At 54.7% G+C, this 17301-nt stretch carries 13 protein-coding genes; 10 read left to right on the top strand and 3 right to left on the bottom strand.

What is annotated here, in order from left to right; all coding sequences use genetic code 11:
* The first annotated feature begins 531 nt into the window (after positions 1 to 531).
* The 8 genes from wbaP (at position 532) to ACUNV4_RS03355 (ending at position 11789) form a co-directional block, all read left to right on the top strand.
* On the top strand, positions 532 to 2058 hold the full coding sequence (wbaP, locus tag ACUNV4_RS03320; protein ID WP_430877072.1) for an undecaprenyl-phosphate galactose phosphotransferase WbaP: 1527 nt from the start codon (positions 532 to 534) through the stop codon (positions 2056 to 2058).
* A 63-nt stretch (positions 2059 to 2121) separates the two neighbouring features.
* Entirely contained in the window at positions 2122 to 2982 is an 861-nt protein-coding gene (locus tag ACUNV4_RS03325) for a sulfotransferase family 2 domain-containing protein (protein WP_430877073.1), read from the top strand.
* The gene (locus ACUNV4_RS03330; RefSeq protein WP_430877074.1) at positions 2963 to 4468 is read left to right on the top strand and encodes a mannose-1-phosphate guanylyltransferase/mannose-6-phosphate isomerase; all 1506 of its coding nucleotides are present in this window, start codon (positions 2963 to 2965) and stop codon (positions 4466 to 4468) included. The genes ACUNV4_RS03325 and ACUNV4_RS03330 overlap by 20 nt, the downstream gene beginning before the upstream one ends.
* Positions 4469 to 4500: 32 nt before the next feature.
* A complete protein-coding gene (locus ACUNV4_RS03335) occupies positions 4501 to 6021 on the top strand; it encodes a hypothetical protein (protein WP_430877075.1) in 1521 nt (506 codons plus the stop codon).
* Entirely contained in the window at positions 6018 to 7109 is a 1092-nt protein-coding gene (locus ACUNV4_RS03340) for a glycosyltransferase family 4 protein (RefSeq protein WP_430877076.1), read from the top strand. Before ACUNV4_RS03335 ends, ACUNV4_RS03340 begins: the two co-directional genes overlap by 4 nt.
* Positions 7106 to 7999 (top strand): glycosyltransferase family 2 protein, encoded by an 894-nt coding sequence (locus ACUNV4_RS03345; protein ID WP_430877077.1) that lies wholly within the window; start codon positions 7106 to 7108, stop codon positions 7997 to 7999. Before ACUNV4_RS03340 ends, ACUNV4_RS03345 begins: the two co-directional genes overlap by 4 nt.
* Positions 8000 to 8017: 18 nt before the next feature.
* On the top strand, positions 8018 to 9193 hold the full coding sequence (locus ACUNV4_RS03350) for a glycosyltransferase (RefSeq protein ID WP_430877078.1): 1176 nt from the start codon (positions 8018 to 8020) through the stop codon (positions 9191 to 9193).
* 64 nt (positions 9194 to 9257) lie between these two features.
* Positions 9258 to 11789 carry a GumC family protein gene (locus ACUNV4_RS03355; RefSeq protein ID WP_430877079.1) on the top strand — a complete coding sequence of 844 codons (2532 nt, stop codon included), beginning with the start codon at positions 9258 to 9260 and terminating at the stop codon, positions 11787 to 11789.
* Between the two features lie 15 nt (positions 11790 to 11804).
* On the opposite strand, the gene ACUNV4_RS03360 is transcribed toward ACUNV4_RS03355, so the two are convergent.
* The 3 genes from ACUNV4_RS03360 to ACUNV4_RS03370 are packed head-to-tail and all read right to left on the bottom strand — an operon-like array spanning position 11805 to position 15009.
* Positions 11805 to 12635 (bottom strand): hypothetical protein, encoded by an 831-nt coding sequence (locus tag ACUNV4_RS03360; protein ID WP_430877080.1) that lies wholly within the window; start codon positions 12633 to 12635, stop codon positions 11805 to 11807.
* A complete protein-coding gene (locus ACUNV4_RS03365; RefSeq protein WP_430877081.1) occupies positions 12632 to 13204 on the bottom strand; it encodes a sigma-70 family RNA polymerase sigma factor in 573 nt (190 codons plus the stop codon). Before ACUNV4_RS03365 ends, ACUNV4_RS03360 begins: the two co-directional genes overlap by 4 nt.
* A 23-nt stretch (positions 13205 to 13227) precedes the next feature.
* Positions 13228 to 15009, bottom strand: coding sequence for a vWA domain-containing protein (locus ACUNV4_RS03370; RefSeq protein WP_430877082.1), 1782 nt, complete (start codon positions 15007 to 15009; stop codon positions 13228 to 13230).
* 362 nt (positions 15010 to 15371) lie between these two features.
* Between ACUNV4_RS03370 and ACUNV4_RS03375 the strand changes: the two genes are divergently transcribed.
* Together ACUNV4_RS03375 and ACUNV4_RS03380 are read left to right on the top strand one after the other, a co-directional pair.
* The gene (locus tag ACUNV4_RS03375; RefSeq protein ID WP_430877083.1) at positions 15372 to 16781 is read left to right on the top strand and encodes a sensor histidine kinase; all 1410 of its coding nucleotides are present in this window, start codon (positions 15372 to 15374) and stop codon (positions 16779 to 16781) included.
* 5 nt (positions 16782 to 16786) lie between these two features.
* A complete protein-coding gene (locus ACUNV4_RS03380; RefSeq protein ID WP_430877084.1) occupies positions 16787 to 17203 on the top strand; it encodes a response regulator in 417 nt (138 codons plus the stop codon).
* The last annotated feature ends 98 nt before the right edge of the window (positions 17204 to 17301 follow it).

Below are 17301 nucleotides of genomic sequence, written 5' to 3' on the forward strand. Positions count from 1 at the left end.
TGCGACTGAGGAATGCACCAGCATGATTTCAATTTTCACTATCGACCTACTGATATGTGACGGTTTGAATACCCATCTTCACTTTGAATTTCCATCCATGGATGATCCGAGGAGGCCTGAGAGGGGCGTCTGATTGCTGACTTGCATCGAGAACCATAGGGGTTTCTGAGGCACTAGACTTTTGTTTAAGCGTTATTCGGGACAAGGATTTAGTCATATTTCTCATAGGGCAACAAATCAGGCGATGACTAGCCGATAGGTCAGATATACCCGCCTTGTATTGTGTGTGCCTGTTCTCAGAAGCAGGTGTCTTGCCCATCATAAGTTGCTGTATTGATTGAAGGCCAGAGATATTGCAAGGATGTTCGCGACAGTTCGATGAATGACCGTGCTGCAATTCTTGCAGCAGCGCGATGCTGAAATGGCAGTGTTAGTTCGGAAACCTCTTGCGTATGTTCGAGCTCATGAAGTGTGGGAACGAGAGGTATTGAAATGGATGTGGAAGTGTCTGTCGACAAACGGAGACCTGTCATGGAAAGTGACAGGATTCCACAAAGCAGCATATGGACGCCGCTGTCGGAGTTGTCCAGAACTCTTGGTCAGGACGGTTCCTCCAGAAAACGCTCCGAGTATCTGCGCTCCCGAAGAATGCACACACTCTTCGGATTCGATATTGCGGGGATAATCGTTTCGGTAGCGGGAGCGTACTGGTTGGCAGCTCTTGTTCGCCATGCCTACGACCTGCCACAATCACCGTCTCACTTCGATTCGCTAGTGAGTTTTGTATTCATGGTTGGCGTGGGAATGATGGTCGTATGTTCTCTTGCCTGGAGTTGGGGCCATTACACGCGATTCAGGCCGTTCTGGACAGAGATGTTCGAGATTCTGAAGGCCGTTTTCTATCTGGCAGCCATTTCAGTAGGCTACATGTTTGCTGTGAAATTGCAGTTCTCAAGGCTGTGGGTCATCTGCTCCTTGCTGATTCTGATCGTTGCCATACCGGCAGGTAGATACCTGAGTCGCCAGTATCTGAGAAGGAAGGGCTGGTGGCTGAAACCGACCTGTATTGTTGGTACAGGTTCCAACGCGGTGAGAACGGCAAAGGCTCTGGCCAGTGATAGCTGGATGGGACATGAAGTTGTGGGGTTTGTCGATCTGGAGAACAATATCCCCGAAAATTCTGTTATTTGCGACCTACCGGTAAACAGAGTTCTGCCGAACGCAGCTGGTGATTGCGAAGGCAGGGAAAAGACCTGCGTGGTGTTTGCGCTGGATTCCAGCGAGCAGATGCATGACTATCGGCATGAGATCAACCGGTATATCGTAGCCAGTTCCTACGCGACTGTGTCGCCTCCCATTCATGGATTACCGCTTTATGGGGCGGAGATCGTCAGCGTTTATCGACATGATTCGGTTATCGTCAAGCTGCAGAACAATATCAACCGGCAGAGTTCCAGAGTGTGCAAACGGGCCTTCGATCTCGGTGTCTCCTCGATGCTGCTAATTGTATTATCTCCGCTTCTCATCGGTCTTTTCCTGCTCATACGCAGAGACGGGGGCAAAGCGCTGTACGGTCACAAGCGAATCGGCAGGCATGGCGTTGCGTTTCATTGCCTGAAATTTCGTTCGATGGTGCTGGATGCTGACAAGGAGCTGGAACGCTATCTGAGCCTCAATCCTGAAAGGCGACTGGAGTGGGAGCTCAATCACAAGTTGAAGGATGATCCGCGGGTAACCCCTGTTGGGCATTTCATCAGGCGAACCAGCCTGGACGAGCTGCCGCAATTGTGGAACGTGATCCGTGGAGAAATGAGCCTGGTAGGGCCACGCCCCATCGTGATGAACGAGTGTGAAAAGTACGGAGAGCATCTTCCTTACTACTTGTCGATGTTGCCGGGGATCACTGGGCTTTGGCAGTCCAGTGGAAGAAGTGACACGGAGTACACAGAGCGTGTCTCTCTGGATGTGTGGTACGCGCGAAACTGGAGTCTGTGGCATGACTTTGTCATTCTGCTCAGAACGCCCTTTTCCTTGCTAAAGAGCCAGGGCGCCTACTGACGACAGATGGCAATGGCCATTGACTAATCCTCCTGTCAGATCAACTGCGGAAAAAATGCCATCGTGATCAGCAGCATCGTAAAACACGTAAATCTGAGCGGCCTTGGGGAAAAGGTTCGAGCCCTTCGTACCCGGCTTTATCCTCGCAAGGTCATGTTCGTACATGTGCCCAAGTCTGGCGGCACCTCCCTGTCTCACATGCTGCGAGCCAAATACCTGTTGTCATTCGCCAAGATCAGCGAAGAGGCGAGCACGTCTGCCTGCCAGCAGATGAGCAAGGACCAGTGGTTCGAGTTCAAGCGCTGTCTCGCTGCCTATCATGCCGAGTCGGGGATTGGCTATATACAAGGGCATTTCTGCATCGATAAGAACTTTCTCGAGGCCTATCAAGGGCGCTATCGGATAGTGACGCTACTCAGGCATCCGGTGGACAGACTCATATCCCACTACTACTTCGATGATCGGTATTCGAAAGTCAGTCTGGAGGAATTCGTCAAGACTCCGGTGGCCTATTCGGAAGCGCATGTGCTCTGCCATTTCTTTGGAGACATGAAGTGGGAGCAGCCCACAGAAGACACCAACATGGAGGCAGCGGTAAGTACGGCCATTTCTAACCTTCGTCGCTTGTCGGTCGTGGGCGTACTGGACAAGGAAGATGACTTTGTCGAGGCGTGCAGGAGGGAACTGGGAATTTCACTGGCGCTGCCAAAACGCAATGTGGGCGTAGCCAGAAATGCTTCGTCGTCAAGGATCAGCGAGCAACTGCTGAACGAGATCACCCAGCTGTGTCGTGATGATCTGAGGATCTACGAATACGCTTTGCAAGCCAGTGCCAATCACGGTCTCGATGCAAACGAGTCCGAACGGGAAAACCGACACGTCAAGACTAAAAATGGAGATCAGAATGTCGTCAAACCTTATTAGTACTGCGCCGATCACACCTGTCATACTGGCTGGAGGTTCGGGTACCCGACTGTGGCCTTTGTCTCGCACGGCCTATCCGAAGCAGTTCCTGTCAGTGGGGGGTGATCAGTCTTACCTTCAGCAAACGGCACTGCGTTGTCTGGGAACCTGCGAGCATGCGCCGGTAGTCATATGCAATGAAGAGCACCGGTTTCTCGTTGCCGAGCAGATGAAATCCGTGGAGGTGCATACCGACGCCATCTTGCTGGAACCCGTGGCCCGCAATACTGCGCCTGCTATCGCCGTCGCCGCATTACACCTGGTATCCAGATCTGATGATTCCATGATGGCTGTTTTTCCCGCAGACCATCTGATCAGTGATCAGGACGGTTTTCTCGAAGCCTTGCTGTCCGCATCAGAGGCCGCGGACAAGGGGGCGCTCGTGTTGCTGGGCGCTGAGCCGGAATCCGCTGCTACGGGGCTAGGGTACATAAGAACCGAAGACTTGCCCGGGGAGAATGCGTCGGCACCTTTGAAGGTCATCGATTTCATCGAGAAACCCGGCCTCGAGCTGGCAAGAAGACTGATTTCCGAGCGTGGAACCTACTGGAATACCGGCATGTTCGTCTTCAAGGCGGCGGTTTACCTGAAGGCACTTGAGGAGTTGGAGCCCGAGATGTTTCGTCACTGTTCCGACAGTTACGATAAGGCAGTGGTTGACATGGACTTCATCAGAATCGATGAGTCCTCATTCTCCAGGGCGCCTTCGAACTCCATCGACTATGCCGTGCTGGAACGCACTGATCAGGCGTGGATGGTGCCATTCAAGAGTGCGTGGTCCGATATCGGCAGCTGGCTGGCGATGCACCAGTCCATGCCGGCCGATGTCGATGGTAATACTGCTTTGGGGGATGTCGTGATGATGGATACGAAGAACTCTCATGTTCATTCGAGTTCACGGATGGTGGCTACCATCGGCGTAAGCCGTATCAATATCGTCGAAACGGATGATTGCGTACTGGTCACGGATATCGACAAGACGGAAATGACCAAGGAGCTTGTCAATAGGCTGGTCCAGGCAAAACGCAAGGAAGCCGAGACACATGCAATCTGTTACCGCCCCTGGGGCCACTATGAGTCTCTCAACAATGGACCTCGGTTTCAGGTCAAGCGCATCACCGTACACCCCGGCGCAAAGCTGTCGCTGCAGAGTCATTTTCATCGTGCGGAGCATTGGGTCGTGGTATCCGGCACCGCATTGGTCACCAATGGTGATGAGGAGGTGCTACTCACGGAAAACCAGTCCTGCTATATCCCTCTTGGCAACGTGCACAGACTTGAAAACCCTGGCGGGATACCGCTGGAACTGATCGAAGTGCAATCCGGCAGCTACCTGGGAGAAGACGATATCGTTCGCTACGATGATGTCTATGGCAGATCTCCACAATCTGAGGATGAAGGCTCTGCGTCGGCGGTAGAGACTGGCACCGGTATGACGCCGGCTTGATCTGTCCATACTGACGAGGACGGAAACCTACCGTGGAAATCACACTGATTGGACTTGTCGTGACTGCATTCGCACTGGCTTCGCTGGTGATGGGTGAACGCGCGCTTCTGTTCCTGTGTGTGGCCTTGCTGCCTTTTGGCATGGCATCAATTGCAAACATCCATGGCTCCGGCAATCTGAGTATTCCAGCCGCCGAGGCTGTCGCGGGACTGCTTGTGCTGGGCGTCATTCACCCCTTGCTGGGAAGGCAAGGGGTGTTTGCGCTGTCTCCTTTAATGAAGGTCCGCGCCATACTGATGCTGTTCTGTCTGTACAGCGTGCTTGCCGCCATTTTTCTGGTGAGAGCCTTTGCCGGGGATGTTCTGGTCTTTCCGCTGGCCAGGGACATGGATGGACTGCGGCTTGACTCCTTCTTCCGAACCTTTGTCATCGCCTTGAGACCCTCTTCATCAAATCTAGCGCAAACCTTCTACCTGCTGTTGAGCGTGGCATCGTTTTTCGCGTTCACGAAGTTGCTGCACAAGCACTCCGTAAGTGTCTTTCATCGTGCGCTTCTGGTGTGTGCCACCCTGAACATCATTCTGGGTGTCATGGATATTCTCGGTCTGGATTCCCTGCTCGCGTTTGTCAGAACGGCCAATTATGCGTTGCTGACGCATCAGGAGACGGCCAGTCTGCCCAGAGCGATTGGCGGCTTCCCTGAGCCGGCAGCCTTCGGAACATTCACGGCGACATTGTTCATCTACTTCTCGAGGCACTTTGTCCTGTCCTCGAATTCATTGTCGGCGGCTCTGGCCATGGCGAACGGAATGCTGGCCGTCATGACATTCTCTTCCACGTCATATGCCGGAATCAGCTTCGGATTTGGTTTCCTCTGTGTCTTTGCCTGGCTGAAATTCATGGGCGGCAGAGCCAACGTGGTCGAGATATTCCTGTTGCACCTGATTCCTTTCACCGTAGTACTGCTGGTCCTGACAACGCTGTTGATCAATATCGGTATTGATTACAACGCCATCATCGATTCCGTACTTACCAACAAGCTGGATTCGGATTCCGCCAGAGAGCGAGCAGCCTGGGCTGCCTATGCATTGGGCGCCTTCTGGGAGACGTACGGACTGGGCGTAGGTCCTGGCTCCCTGCGTGGCAATGGCTGGGCGTCTGTCTATCTGGGTTCGCTCGGATTGCCGGGCACGGTGCTCATGGTCGCCTTTCTCTGGGTAACGCTGTTTGCAAGCCGGGTGCGATCTATCGTGGATCGTGAGGAAAGAGATATCAGCCTGTCAGCGAAGACGGCGGCGATGACCATGCTGGTGATGCTGATGATCACGGCCACCACACCGAACCCGGGAATATTGTTGATGCTGCTCGTGGCGATTGTCTTCAAGTCGCAATGGGCGGACCATTCGCGACCGAGTATGCCAAAGTGTCGTGATGCTCACGCCAACGCGCTTTCCAGCGCTGATGGTTTCGCGACATTTCCAGGTTCTTTCTCTTCCGTTACATCCGAATATGGGCGGGACACCTTTCATCCATGTTCACAGAGAGCCCGATGACCACCAGAATATCCATCAACGGCAAGTTTCTGCTCGCCTCTCCAACCGGCGTGCATCGTTCCGCCGAAGAACTCATCAAGAGCATCGACAAGAGCCTGCTGGACAATCCCGAGAAATACAAGGATGTGTCTGTCGAATTGCTGGTACCGCGAAATGTACGCAGGCAGTTGCAGTTGGAGAGGATCAGAACTCGTACTTGCGGAATCTTCTCTCAACGTCTGTGGGAGCAGTTCGATTTTCCGCTGGCATCGCGCTCCAGTGTCATGCTGAATCTGTGCAATCTCGGACCAGTAGTAAGCAGGAATGCGGTAACACTGATTCACGATGCACAGGTCTACAGCTCCCCGGCATCCTATTCCTTGCCCTTCAGGGCCTGGTACAAATTGCTGCAACCGCTGATCGGGCGCAGGCATCGCAGCATTCTGACCGTGTCCGGTTTTTCCAAGAAAGAGTTGGTGAAGTACGGTGTGGCCAGAGAACACAAGATCAGCGTTGTTTATAACGGCGCTGATCAGATGCGCAGCTTCCGTTCGTCTTCAGCGCCCGTGTCGAGCCTGGGTCTGCAGAAGAACGATTACGTTCTGGCGTTGTCATCGGTTCAGGACCACAAGAACATCAAGCTTCTTCTACAGGCCTTTTCCGATCCTGCCATGCGTCACATGACTCTGGCTCTCTATGGGTCGAGCAGCAAGAAGGATTTTGAATGCAGGGGAATACAGGTGCCGGACAATGTGGTTTTCACAGGAAGGGTATCCGATGAGACATTGCGTACATTGCTGGAGAATGCTGTCTGCCTGGCGTTTCCATCAACAACCGAAGGGTTTGGACTGCCACCATTGGAAGCGATGGTCGTGGGGTGTCCGGTCATTGTCAGTCGTTGTGGGGCTTTGCCTGAAGTCTGTAACGAGGCGGCCATCTACGCATCGGAATCCAATGCCCAGGATTGGATTCGGGAAATCATCCGCGTGTGGAGTGATCAGGGGCTCAGGCAGAACCTGATCGATGCGGGCAAGGACAATAGCAAGCTGTACAGCTGGGATGAATCTTCGCGGAAGATTCTCGGGCACTTGATGGAACTAGGCACATGAGCATCAGCAAAGCGGCGGTTGTGGTGGCAACCTGTGGTCGACCGGATGTGGTCGGGTTATTGATGGAAGATCTGAACAAGCAGACACGATTGCCCTGCCAGGTCATATTGTCAGTTGTCTCGGAAGAGGATGTTCCCGAGAGGAATGACAGGCAGATCGACTACGAGTTGATCATTGGCCAGAAGGGTACTTGCATACAGCGCAATGCGGGAATCGACGGTCTGCGTGAGGATGTCGAGGTGGTGCTGTTTCTTGATGACGACTACGTGCCTTCTCGTCATGCCGTTGAGAATGTCTGCGCCACCTTTGCCCGCTACCCAGAGGTGGTGGGGGTCGAGGGCAGTGTTCTGGCAGACGGTGTCACCCGAGGCGGATACAGCTATGAGGACAGTCGACGGATCGTCGATGACTATGATGCCTCACAGGATTCCGTGCAGTCTTCTTTACCGATAACAACCGGATTGCAAGGTCTCTATGGCTGCAACATGGCCTTCAGAACAGCGGCCATTGGTGCTACACGGTTTGATCTCGCACTTCCGCTGTATGGCTGGCAGGAGGATGTGGATTTTTCCTATCGCGTCGGCAAGCAGGGACAGCTTGCGAAGGCAAAGGCATTTACTGGAGTGCATCGTGGAGTCACTGGTGGGCGCTCGCCGGGTGTGAGGCTCGGCTACAGCCAGGTAGCCAACCCGTTCTATCTCAGCAGGAAAGGGACGATGAACAGCAAAGCGGCCTACACCCTGATTCTGAGGAACATGCTGGCGAATCATGTCAGGGTATTCAGACCGGAAGCCTGGATCGACAGAAAAGGGCGCGTCAAGGGAAACTGGATTGCCCTGATCGATGCGCTGAAGGGACGTCTGAGCCCCATGAATATCACAAGCCTCTGAACAAGGGAAACCAGAACCGTGCGCGTAGCAATAATACATTACTGGTTGATCAACATGCGGGGTGGCGAGGCTGTCGTCGAAGCCTTGCTGAAGCTGTTTCCTGATGCCGATATCTACACCCATGTACACGATCCCAGCCTGGTATCCGATTTCATCAATACTCATGAAATCCGAACCACCTTCATACAGAAGCTTCCATTTGCTTCGACGATGTACAAGAAGTATCTGCCCTTGATGCCACTGGCACTGGAAGAACTGGATGTGACTCGATACGATCTGATCATTTCCAGTGAGTCGGGGCCCGCCAAGGGCATCGTTCCCGGCCCCAATGGGTTGCACGTCTGCTACACGCATTCGCCGATGCGCTACGTGTGGGACCAGTACTACCATTATAAGAAGAGTTCCGGCCTGTTGAACAGACTCATGATGCCCACTCTCAGTCACTCGCTGCGGCAATGGGATGTGAGTACCGCGTCTCGCGTGGACCATTTCATTGCCAATTCCAGCCATGTATCTGCCAGAATCAGGAAATACTATCGGCGGGACTCGGCGGTGATCTACCCGCCCGTGGCAACTGACGCCTTCGCTCCCGTGGAAGAGTTTACCGGGGAGCCATTCTATCTGTGGGCTGGTGAGCTGGCTTCCTACAAACGCCCTGATCTGCTTGTGGCCGCGTTCAAGGCGTCAGGCAGAAAGCTGGTGGTTGCCGGCGCTGGGGACTGTCTGGATCAATTGAGGAAAGAGTCTTGCAGCAATATCACCTTTCTAGGCAAGGTCGATTTTCCGATTCTCAAGGAACTGATGGCAACTTGCCGTGCACTGGTCTTTCCGGGTGAAGAGGACTTCGGCATCGTGCCAGTCGAAGTCATGGCGTCGGGCCGGCCGGTCATCGCCTACGGAAAAGGAGGCGCTCTGGACTCCGTCGTCGATGGCCAGACAGGCCTGTTGTTCGCTGAGCAGACGATCGAATGTATCAACGATGCCATAGAACGCTTTGAATCCTGTCCCGATGATCAGTTCGACTCAGCCTCGCTGGTTCGGCATGCGAAGGGGTTCAGTGAGGCGACGTTTCTGGACAGATTCAGACATCAGTTGCTGGATTACGGGGTTGAGGAATCCGCCATGGTGGGCTCGGGCAGGCAAGGGACTTTACGTCTGGAGTTCGATCACGACCGACGAAGGCAGATCGCCTGATGCGATCGTATGCCGAGAAGATCAGGAACGCGGACAGGCTCATTCGATGTAGACGAGGTGGATCATGAATACCGTTGACTGGACCAGAGATCAGGAAAATCTGTATCAGGGCGCTGGCAAGGAACGAGGCACGCCGGCGGAAGGCCCCCTGTTCGGCATCGACGATTACATCCGCATTGTCAAACAGAGCAAATGGAAATTGTTGCTGGTGTTTCTGATAGCTGCGGTGTTGTCCGGCCTGTATGTCAGATCGCTTGACTCGGTCTATCTGGGTACGGCCACGCTGTTGTTCGAGGAACCTGACAGAGCCTCATTGTCTCAGTTCGAAGGTGCCTTGCAGCAGGAGCTCAGTACCGCCTACTATGAGACACAGATCGAATTGCTGAGATCCCGTTGGTTGTCCAGAAAGGTCATCGATACGCTGAGTCTATGGAAGCATCCGGAATTGCGCAGCGCGAGTACTGAGAGCACAGGGGTCGCTGAGGAGTCCGACAGGCTTGTAGATCGGCTAAAGGCCAGGGCCATCGGCATACTTGGTCAACTTCGCGCAGCAATCTGGGGCGCGTTTCCCGGACTCGTGAGTGAAGGTGATGCCGACGATTCTTCGATTACCAGCGAGGATGGACCAGCCGCTGGTATGAGCGCTGCGGCGCGTCGACAGCATGAAGAGGACAGGGTCATCAATCGCTTCATGGCAAATGTTTCGGTTTATTCGGTGCGAGACACGCGTTTGGTCAGAATAGAGTACCGCTCGGCTGAGCCGCAGCTGGCTGCGCAGGTGGCCAACTCCATCGCCAGACAGTACATCAACAATTATGCTTCCATGCGCTCGGAGCAACGGGCGCAGAACACCTCTTGGCTGGATGAGCGATTGCTGGCACTGAAGGAGACGCTGGCTGATTCAGAGAGACGCCTGATCGACTACAAGAAGGAGAACAGCCTGACGGACATCGGCGGTAGCGTACACAACCTGATCGAGCAGGAGGTTCTGCGCCTCTCCAGTGAGCTCACGGATGTACGCGGGAAATTGGCGATAGCCCAGCAGAACTTCGATGATGTGAACGACTATCGTACGCAGTCCAATATACTTGAGAGCCTGCCGGGTATTCGTGATGATACGCTGGTGCAGCGCAATAAGCTGGACGTCAATGCTTCGCAACGCAAGCTGGATGAATTGCTCAATCGCTATGGCGTGCGTCATCCATTGGTCATTGACGCGAGTTCAGAGCTGGCATCGCGCACTGCTGCGTTCAAGGACAGCATTGCAACAGCCATTGGGGCGATGGAAAAGAACTATCTTCTGCTGGTTCAGCAAGAGGCCTCCCTGGAGCTGAAACTGCAAGATAGCAAGCGGGCCATACTGGATTCTGCCTCCAAGGCCAATGACGTGCAAGCGCTGGAAAGGGAGGTCAGGACCAACCGAGAGATCTATCAATCGTTTTTCAATCGCGTCAGTCGGGAACGTTCATCCGGAGAACTGCAACAACGCAATGCGCGTGTCTCCGATTATGCGGTTGTGCCATTGGAGGCGATAGCACCCAATCGCAAGCTGATCGTGGCCTTGTTCTGTGCCGGTTCGGTATTGTTGTATCTGATGATCTTGTTCTGGCGAGAATTTCGTGATGATTCGGTGAAGACTACTTACGATGTCGAGAACAAGCTGGGCATGGTATTGCTGGGAATCACCCCGCTGATGAAGGCCGGCAAGTTCCGAAAGAAAAAAGAGGACCCGCTCGACCCCTTGAGCCTGGAGGATAGTCGACGAACATTCACCGAAGCCGTCAATTCTGTCAGGGCGTCTATCGGTCTGGACAAGGCCAACACCTCTTCCTCCAAGAAGGTGGTCATGGTGACGTCCTCGGTCGCCGGAGAGGGCAAGTCCACTGTCTCTTTGAACCTCGCTTACTCGTATGGACAGATCGAGAAAGTGCTTCTGATCGACTGCGACATGCGCAAGCCGAGAATAGCGAAATCGGTTGGTCTGAAGAATAATGCCAATGGTCTCAGCAACCTCATTCTGGATACGGAGCCGGCATGGAGTTGCATTCATCGGGGCATGTTGAATGGCTGTGTGGACGTGTTGCCCTCGGGGCCCATTCCGGTTCAACCGCTGGAACTGCTGGGATCCAAACGATTTGCCAATATATTGACGGGGCTTGCCCGGCGTTATGATCGCATCATCATTGATTGTGCACCCATTCAGGCCGTGGCCGATGCCTTGATGCTGTGTCCACTCAGCGACACCGTGGTCTACGCGGTCAAATACAATGACACCTCCAGTGAACACGTGAAGCGTGGCATTCAACGATTACGAAGTGCCGGAGCACGCGTCGCCGGTGTATTGCTCACGCAGGTCGATGTCGACAAGGTCAAGGCCTATGGTGGCAACAGTTATCATCAGGGATACTTCGATTACTATGATTCTTCGGAAGTTCAGGAGTCCAGTCCGCCTCACGGACAATTTGAACTGACTCCGGAAAGGCTGGCGGCAATCAATTCTCCAAAGGCGGGCCTGGAAATCGAGCTGGACAGGCAGCAGAAGCGAGTAAAGCCCGGTGAGTATCAGATTGAAAACCTGCTGGAGGACATTCTGTAAGTTGGCTCAGGCCGGTCATGGTCGCCGAGGTGCGGACAACTCGGGTTCATGGTTCGGATATCGCCCCCGAAACAACTCATACTCCTCTATCGCCTCATCGTATCGACCATCCTTCTGCAGCTGTCGAATCCGGGCTACCCAGCTGTCGGGCGTCTTGCGGAAGTCGCTGTCGCCAGTGCTCTTGTCGGCGCTCGACCTTTCATCACTGTCTGCGGCAAGGTCCGTTGCCGGGCCTGCCGCTGCATCAGCGGGTGCCGAGCGTTTCTGTGCCCGAATGGCCGGCACAACGGGTGAGGCCTCCGGCGTCTGCAGTCTCGGACTGGAGGAGCGGGCGATTGGCGCAGACGAGGTGCTCGCCGAGGAATCCGTCGACGGATTGGTCGAGGGCATTGACTCTCGTACAAATGACGTCAGGGATTGTGACTCGTCGACTTCCAGACCATCGGCTGCGCTATCCAACGAGATGGCTATCGAGCGTTGCAGCATCTTCTGCGACGCCAGTTCGGCAGAGTTGTCAAGGCTGGAATCCGGAGAACGCAGCATCAATGGCACTACCGTCACCGCGAGGATCACGGAAGCGGCCATGGCTATCCAGCGGTTTCGAGTCTGCCAGCGGTGATTGGCGGATCGTCGTGGCTGCAGCTGCGTCACCTCAGTGGGCAAGGGTGTCGTGACACTGTCTGCTGTACTCTCGTTTGCAATTGCCTCACGCGCAGCCGACAGAATTTGCTGGTTCAGACTATGGGGCACAACCTCATTGCCGGCATCGAGCATTGCACCAATGTCCTGACCATCATCATCGGATGGCAGCCCCTGGTCAGGCATTTTTCCCTCATCTTCGCTCATGCCAACTCCTGCAAAATCAACCGAAGTCGCGCTGTGCCATAGCGCAATCGGCTCTTGATGGTCTCTGCCCCCTGGTCCATGACCTCAGCAATCTCCTTGACGCTCATGCCCACCATGTGGCGCAGCAACACCGCCTCTCGCTGCACTGCCGGCAATTGTTGCAAGGCCCGTTCGAGCACTTCGCTCTCCTGACCAAGACTGGCAACCACCTCGGGCGACAGAGGAGTGCTCGTCAACGGAGACACCTGCGAGGCCATGGCATCCGGATCTTCAGCCGTCTCGTGCGAATCGATACGTGACTGCTGCCGATAATGGTCTGTCAGGCGGTTGCGTGCAATGCGAAACAGCCAGGCGCGAAAGGGTGCCTCCGGTGAGTATGTCTTGCGTGCATGGATCACTCGCATCCAGATATCCTGATACAGCTCATGCGCCAGTGCTTCACTGGCGCATGAGCGTTTCACGAAGCGGTACAGCGGCTGGCCATGACGGGCATACAGCCTGTCAAAGGCCTCAGCATCCCCGCGGGCATAGGCCAGCATCAAGTATTCATCTTCCTGTTCGTGGCTCAAGCTGTTTTCCGGTCAGGCTCAGTTCAACCTTCTTCACGATGCGGTGAATACTGATCCATCCGGCTGAGCCTGTCCAGACTGCCGGCCAGGTCCAGTAGCCGCAGGTATTCGGCACGATAGCCAAAGGGGTCATCGCCCATGGCATTGGCAGCCAGCCTTCGGGCATCCTGATAATCATAGTCGGCCAGACGGTCATCACCTCGCAGCAATTGCCCGAAGGCGGCGACGCTGGCAGAAAAACGGAAGTTGTCAGAGTTGGCTTGAAGGTTCTGTAGTCCCGAATCGCCCAGGCTGACGATGCGTGTGCTCAAGCGGCTGTCGTTCTCGCCGGGCAGTTTATAGCGCAGTCGCAGCTCGGCAACTTCACTCGACAACGATGCATCGTCAGCCTCATTCGAGACCTTGTCGTCCTGGCGGCCATAACGACTCGGCGAATGTCTCTCGCCCCCTTCACCGTGCAGGGCAATCTCGTACAGTGCCGTCACGGTATGGCCGGCACCAATCTCTCCAGCATCGACGCGATCATTGTTGAAGTCCTCATTGGCCAGTTGGCGATTGCTGTAGCCGATCAGGCGATACTCACTGACTACCGCCGGATTGAATTCGATCTGAATCTTCACGTCACTGGCAATGGTCAGCAATGTGGCCTGCAACTGATCCACCAGCACCTTGCGCGCTTCACTCAAGGTATCGATGTAGGCGTAGGCGCCATTGCCCGTGTCGGCCAGTTGTTCCATCAGATGATCATTGTAATTGCCAGTGCCGAAACCCAGAGTCGTCAAGGCAATCCCGGACTCCCGTTTACGCGCGATGAGCTGCTTCAACTGATCGACATCACTGATGCCGACATTGAAATCACCGTCGGTTGCCAGAATGACACGGGTTACACCATCTTCCTTGAAGTGTTCGCTTGCCAACTGATAGGCCAGCTCGATGCCCTGGGCACCGTTGGTCGAACCGCCGGCGCTCAGTCGGGACAGCGCCTGATCGATCTTGCGGTGCTGATCGCCGGCGGTGGGCTCGAGCACGATGCCTGATGATCCGGCATAGACCACCAGACTGACGGTGTCGTTTTCATCGAGTTGTTGCGTCATCAGGCTGATGGAGGATTTCAGCAAGCCGAGTTTGTCGGGGCTGTTCATGGAGCCGGACACATCGATGAGAAAGACGAGGTTGGCCGCTGCGATCTCTGAGGTCGGTGGTACATAGCCTTTCAGGCCGATATGCAGCAGACGAGTACGTGCGTTCCAGGGGGTGCGCCCGAGCTCCGTCGTCAGACTGAAAGGCTGCTCTGTGTCAGAAGCGTTGTTGTAGTCGTAGGAAAAGTAATTGAGCAGTTCTTCTTCACGAACCGAGTTTGCCGGAGGCAGACGGCCGGCCTGCAGGAAGCGCCTGACGTTGGCGTAGGAGCCGGTATCGACATCGATACTGAAAGTTGAAACCGGTTGTGAGACTGTCTGGATCGTCGCATTGCGAGTCATTTCTGCATAGTTTTCACCTCCGTAGAGGTCTGCAGTCATCATTGATCGCTCTTGTGTTGACACCGGCATCGGTGGCAGCAGGGCAGTGGCCATGTCGCTTGCCTGGCGTTTGCTGCTGACCTGCCGAATCGCCTGTCTGTCATCCGACAATACAATTCCCTGCACAGTCTCGGCACTGATTGTCGCGGTCCGGCTGAGCTTCACCGAGTGGTGCGGCGCCGGCTTGTTGGCAAGAGTCTCATCGCCATCACTGTGGCAACCGCTCAGCAGCGCAATGCTTGCCGAAAGGGTGAGTACGGCAATGATCAACGTGTCTGGTTTCATGGTCTGAGAACATTTTCCTGTGGTGTCTATTGATCAGAACGTTCGGCGTGCCGAAAAGGGGTCAGGCGATGGTGCCTTTTCCCGATTTGTAACTGTTCAGTCGGCGTGTCACGAAATGCAGGGGGTATCGGCTTACCCTTTCGCTATACAATCGTGGTATCGCAGGCACGTCTTTGGCAGTGGAAAACGGTATCAGGGCGTCAGGAAATTCGCGATCGACTGCCTTGATGGCTGCTGACAGGGACTTCAGGGAAAAGAATCAGTGATACGTTCAGGTGAACAAGCGGCATCGACCATGGGTGTGGTCAGCTCCTTGACAGGCGTCATGGCTGTCAGTCGCTGCGAAATACCGTCGTCCTGACATGGGTACACAGACCCACCAGGGAAACAGGCAGCTCGGTGCAGGCTATCTGCTGTTGCTGCCTATCATCATTGCGGGCCTGATCCTTGTGCAGTACGCGTTCACCGCCAGTGTCAAGCAGCGCACGCAGGAGCTTCGCTACAATCTGGACAACACCTACAGTCTGGCACTGGAGTTGACACAGGCACTGGGCTACGGTGGATTGATTCATAATTTCAAGAATTATCTGCTGCGTCCTGCAGAGCTGCAATATCTGGACGAAGGCTTGGCTTCCGCCGATCAAGCGACGGAACTGGTGGGCAAACTGGAAATCAATGCCCATGAACTGGGGATCGAGGCCACGCTCACCGAGACCCGCGCCATGATTGCCGGCTACCGGGCGCGGCTGGAACGTGTCCGGCCGCTGATCAATTCCGGCCTGACGCTCATGGAAATCGACGATCAACTGCGCCTCGACGATTCCTTTGCCTTACGGGAAATCAGTCAATTGCTGTCCGACCTGACTGCAGCGGTCACTGGGCAGATTGAAGACATCGACCGGCAGGGGCTCGTACTGGGCTTGGTCAGTCTTGCCGGTACCATCATTCTGTCGGTATTCATCCTGACCTTGTACATTCAGCGTCGCAATCGTATTGCACATCTGCAATCGATTGCCGGTCTCAATGCCCGGCTCGCTGAAAGCAACGCCAACCTGAGCGACGCCAACACCTCGCTCAAGCAGTTCGCCGGTATCGTGTCACACGACCTCAAGTCGCCCCTGCGTCATATCAATCTGTTCAACGAGCAGATTCTCGAGGACATCGACGACAAGAATCTGGTCCGCGAACATGCGGCCATGGTCAAGCAGTCGGTCCAGCGCATGACCGGTATGGTCAGCAGCCTGCTGGATTTCACCAAGACGGGCTTCAAGGAGCCAGAGCGCTCAATGATCGATATTTCCGAATTGATCCATCAGACTGTCGAAGAACTGCGGCCGAGGATTGATGAAACGCAGGCCACGGTCAGTGTCGAGGCAGCCGGACAAGTGTTCGCCGATGCGCAATTGTTGAGACGGGTAATTTACAATATCCTGGAGAACAGTCTGAAGTATGTGGCGGAAGGCGATACACCGGCCATCAGGATCGAGACGAAACAGTTGCATGAGCTTCCGGAGCGTCGTATCCAGGTCATCATCAGTGATAATGGCATCGGAATTGCGCCGGAATTCCGAGAACGGGTTTTCGAGCCCATGCATCGACTGCACAGCAAGCAGATTCCCTATGCAGGAAACGGGATTGGTCTGTCGCTGGCGAAGACGGTCATCCATGCCCACGGCGGAGATATAGAAATCTCAGACTCCTACCAGAAAGGGACGCGTATATGTTTTACTTTACCGTGTGATGAACAAATCGACGACGTACAAGGCTTTTAATTGACATGGCTCACGACAACACCATACTGCTGGTCGAAGATGACGATATCGATGCCATGATGCTGGAGCGCAGTATCCACAGCCTGCGCCCGGATATCAGGATCGTCAGAGCTGTCAATGGACGAGAGGCGATCGACCTGTTGAACACGGTGCGGCCCAGAATCATTGTCATGGATATTCGCATGCCGTTGATGGATGGCCGAGAGGCACTGGCACATCTGAAGCATGATGAACAGCACCAGCAGATTCCGATTGTCATGATGACGACGTCTGACAACCCGGATGACATTGAATTCTGCTATCAGAATCACGCCAATGCCTATATGTCCAAGGGCATCGACAACAAGACCATCAGAACCGACATCGACAATCTGCTGAGCTTCTGGTTCGAGACCGCCAAGGTCATCCACCCCGAACACTGACAGTAGATCGGCCTGCCCACCTGATACCGGGTGGAGGGAACACGGAAGAAAATTCCCGTGTTCGGCCAGTCCCCGCCACCTCCCTGCAGCGGGGCCAG

Source organism: Granulosicoccus sp. 3-233 (assembly GCF_052681095.1).

Bases quoted from the DNA above. Each gene is read 5' to 3' on its own strand.
- wbaP (WP_430877072.1), top strand. From the start codon at position 532: ATGGAAAGTGACAGGATTCCACAAAGCAGCATATGGACGCCGCTGTCG.
- ACUNV4_RS03330 (WP_430877074.1), top strand. From the start codon at position 2,963: ATGTCGTCAAACCTTATTAGTACTGCGCCGATCACACCTGTCATACTG.
- ACUNV4_RS03340 (WP_430877076.1), top strand. From the start codon at position 6,018: ATGACCACCAGAATATCCATCAACGGCAAGTTTCTGCTCGCCTCTCCA.
- ACUNV4_RS03345 (WP_430877077.1), top strand. From the start codon at position 7,106: ATGAGCATCAGCAAAGCGGCGGTTGTGGTGGCAACCTGTGGTCGACCG.
- ACUNV4_RS03355 (WP_430877079.1), top strand. From the start codon at position 9,258: ATGAATACCGTTGACTGGACCAGAGATCAGGAAAATCTGTATCAGGGC.
- ACUNV4_RS03360 (WP_430877080.1), bottom strand. From the start codon at position 12,635: ATGAGCGAAGATGAGGGAAAAATGCCTGACCAGGGGCTGCCATCCGAT.
- ACUNV4_RS03370 (WP_430877082.1), bottom strand. From the start codon at position 15,009: ATGAAACCAGACACGTTGATCATTGCCGTACTCACCCTTTCGGCAAGC.
- ACUNV4_RS03375 (WP_430877083.1), top strand. From the start codon at position 15,372: ATGGGTACACAGACCCACCAGGGAAACAGGCAGCTCGGTGCAGGCTAT.
- ACUNV4_RS03380 (WP_430877084.1), top strand. From the start codon at position 16,787: ATGGCTCACGACAACACCATACTGCTGGTCGAAGATGACGATATCGAT.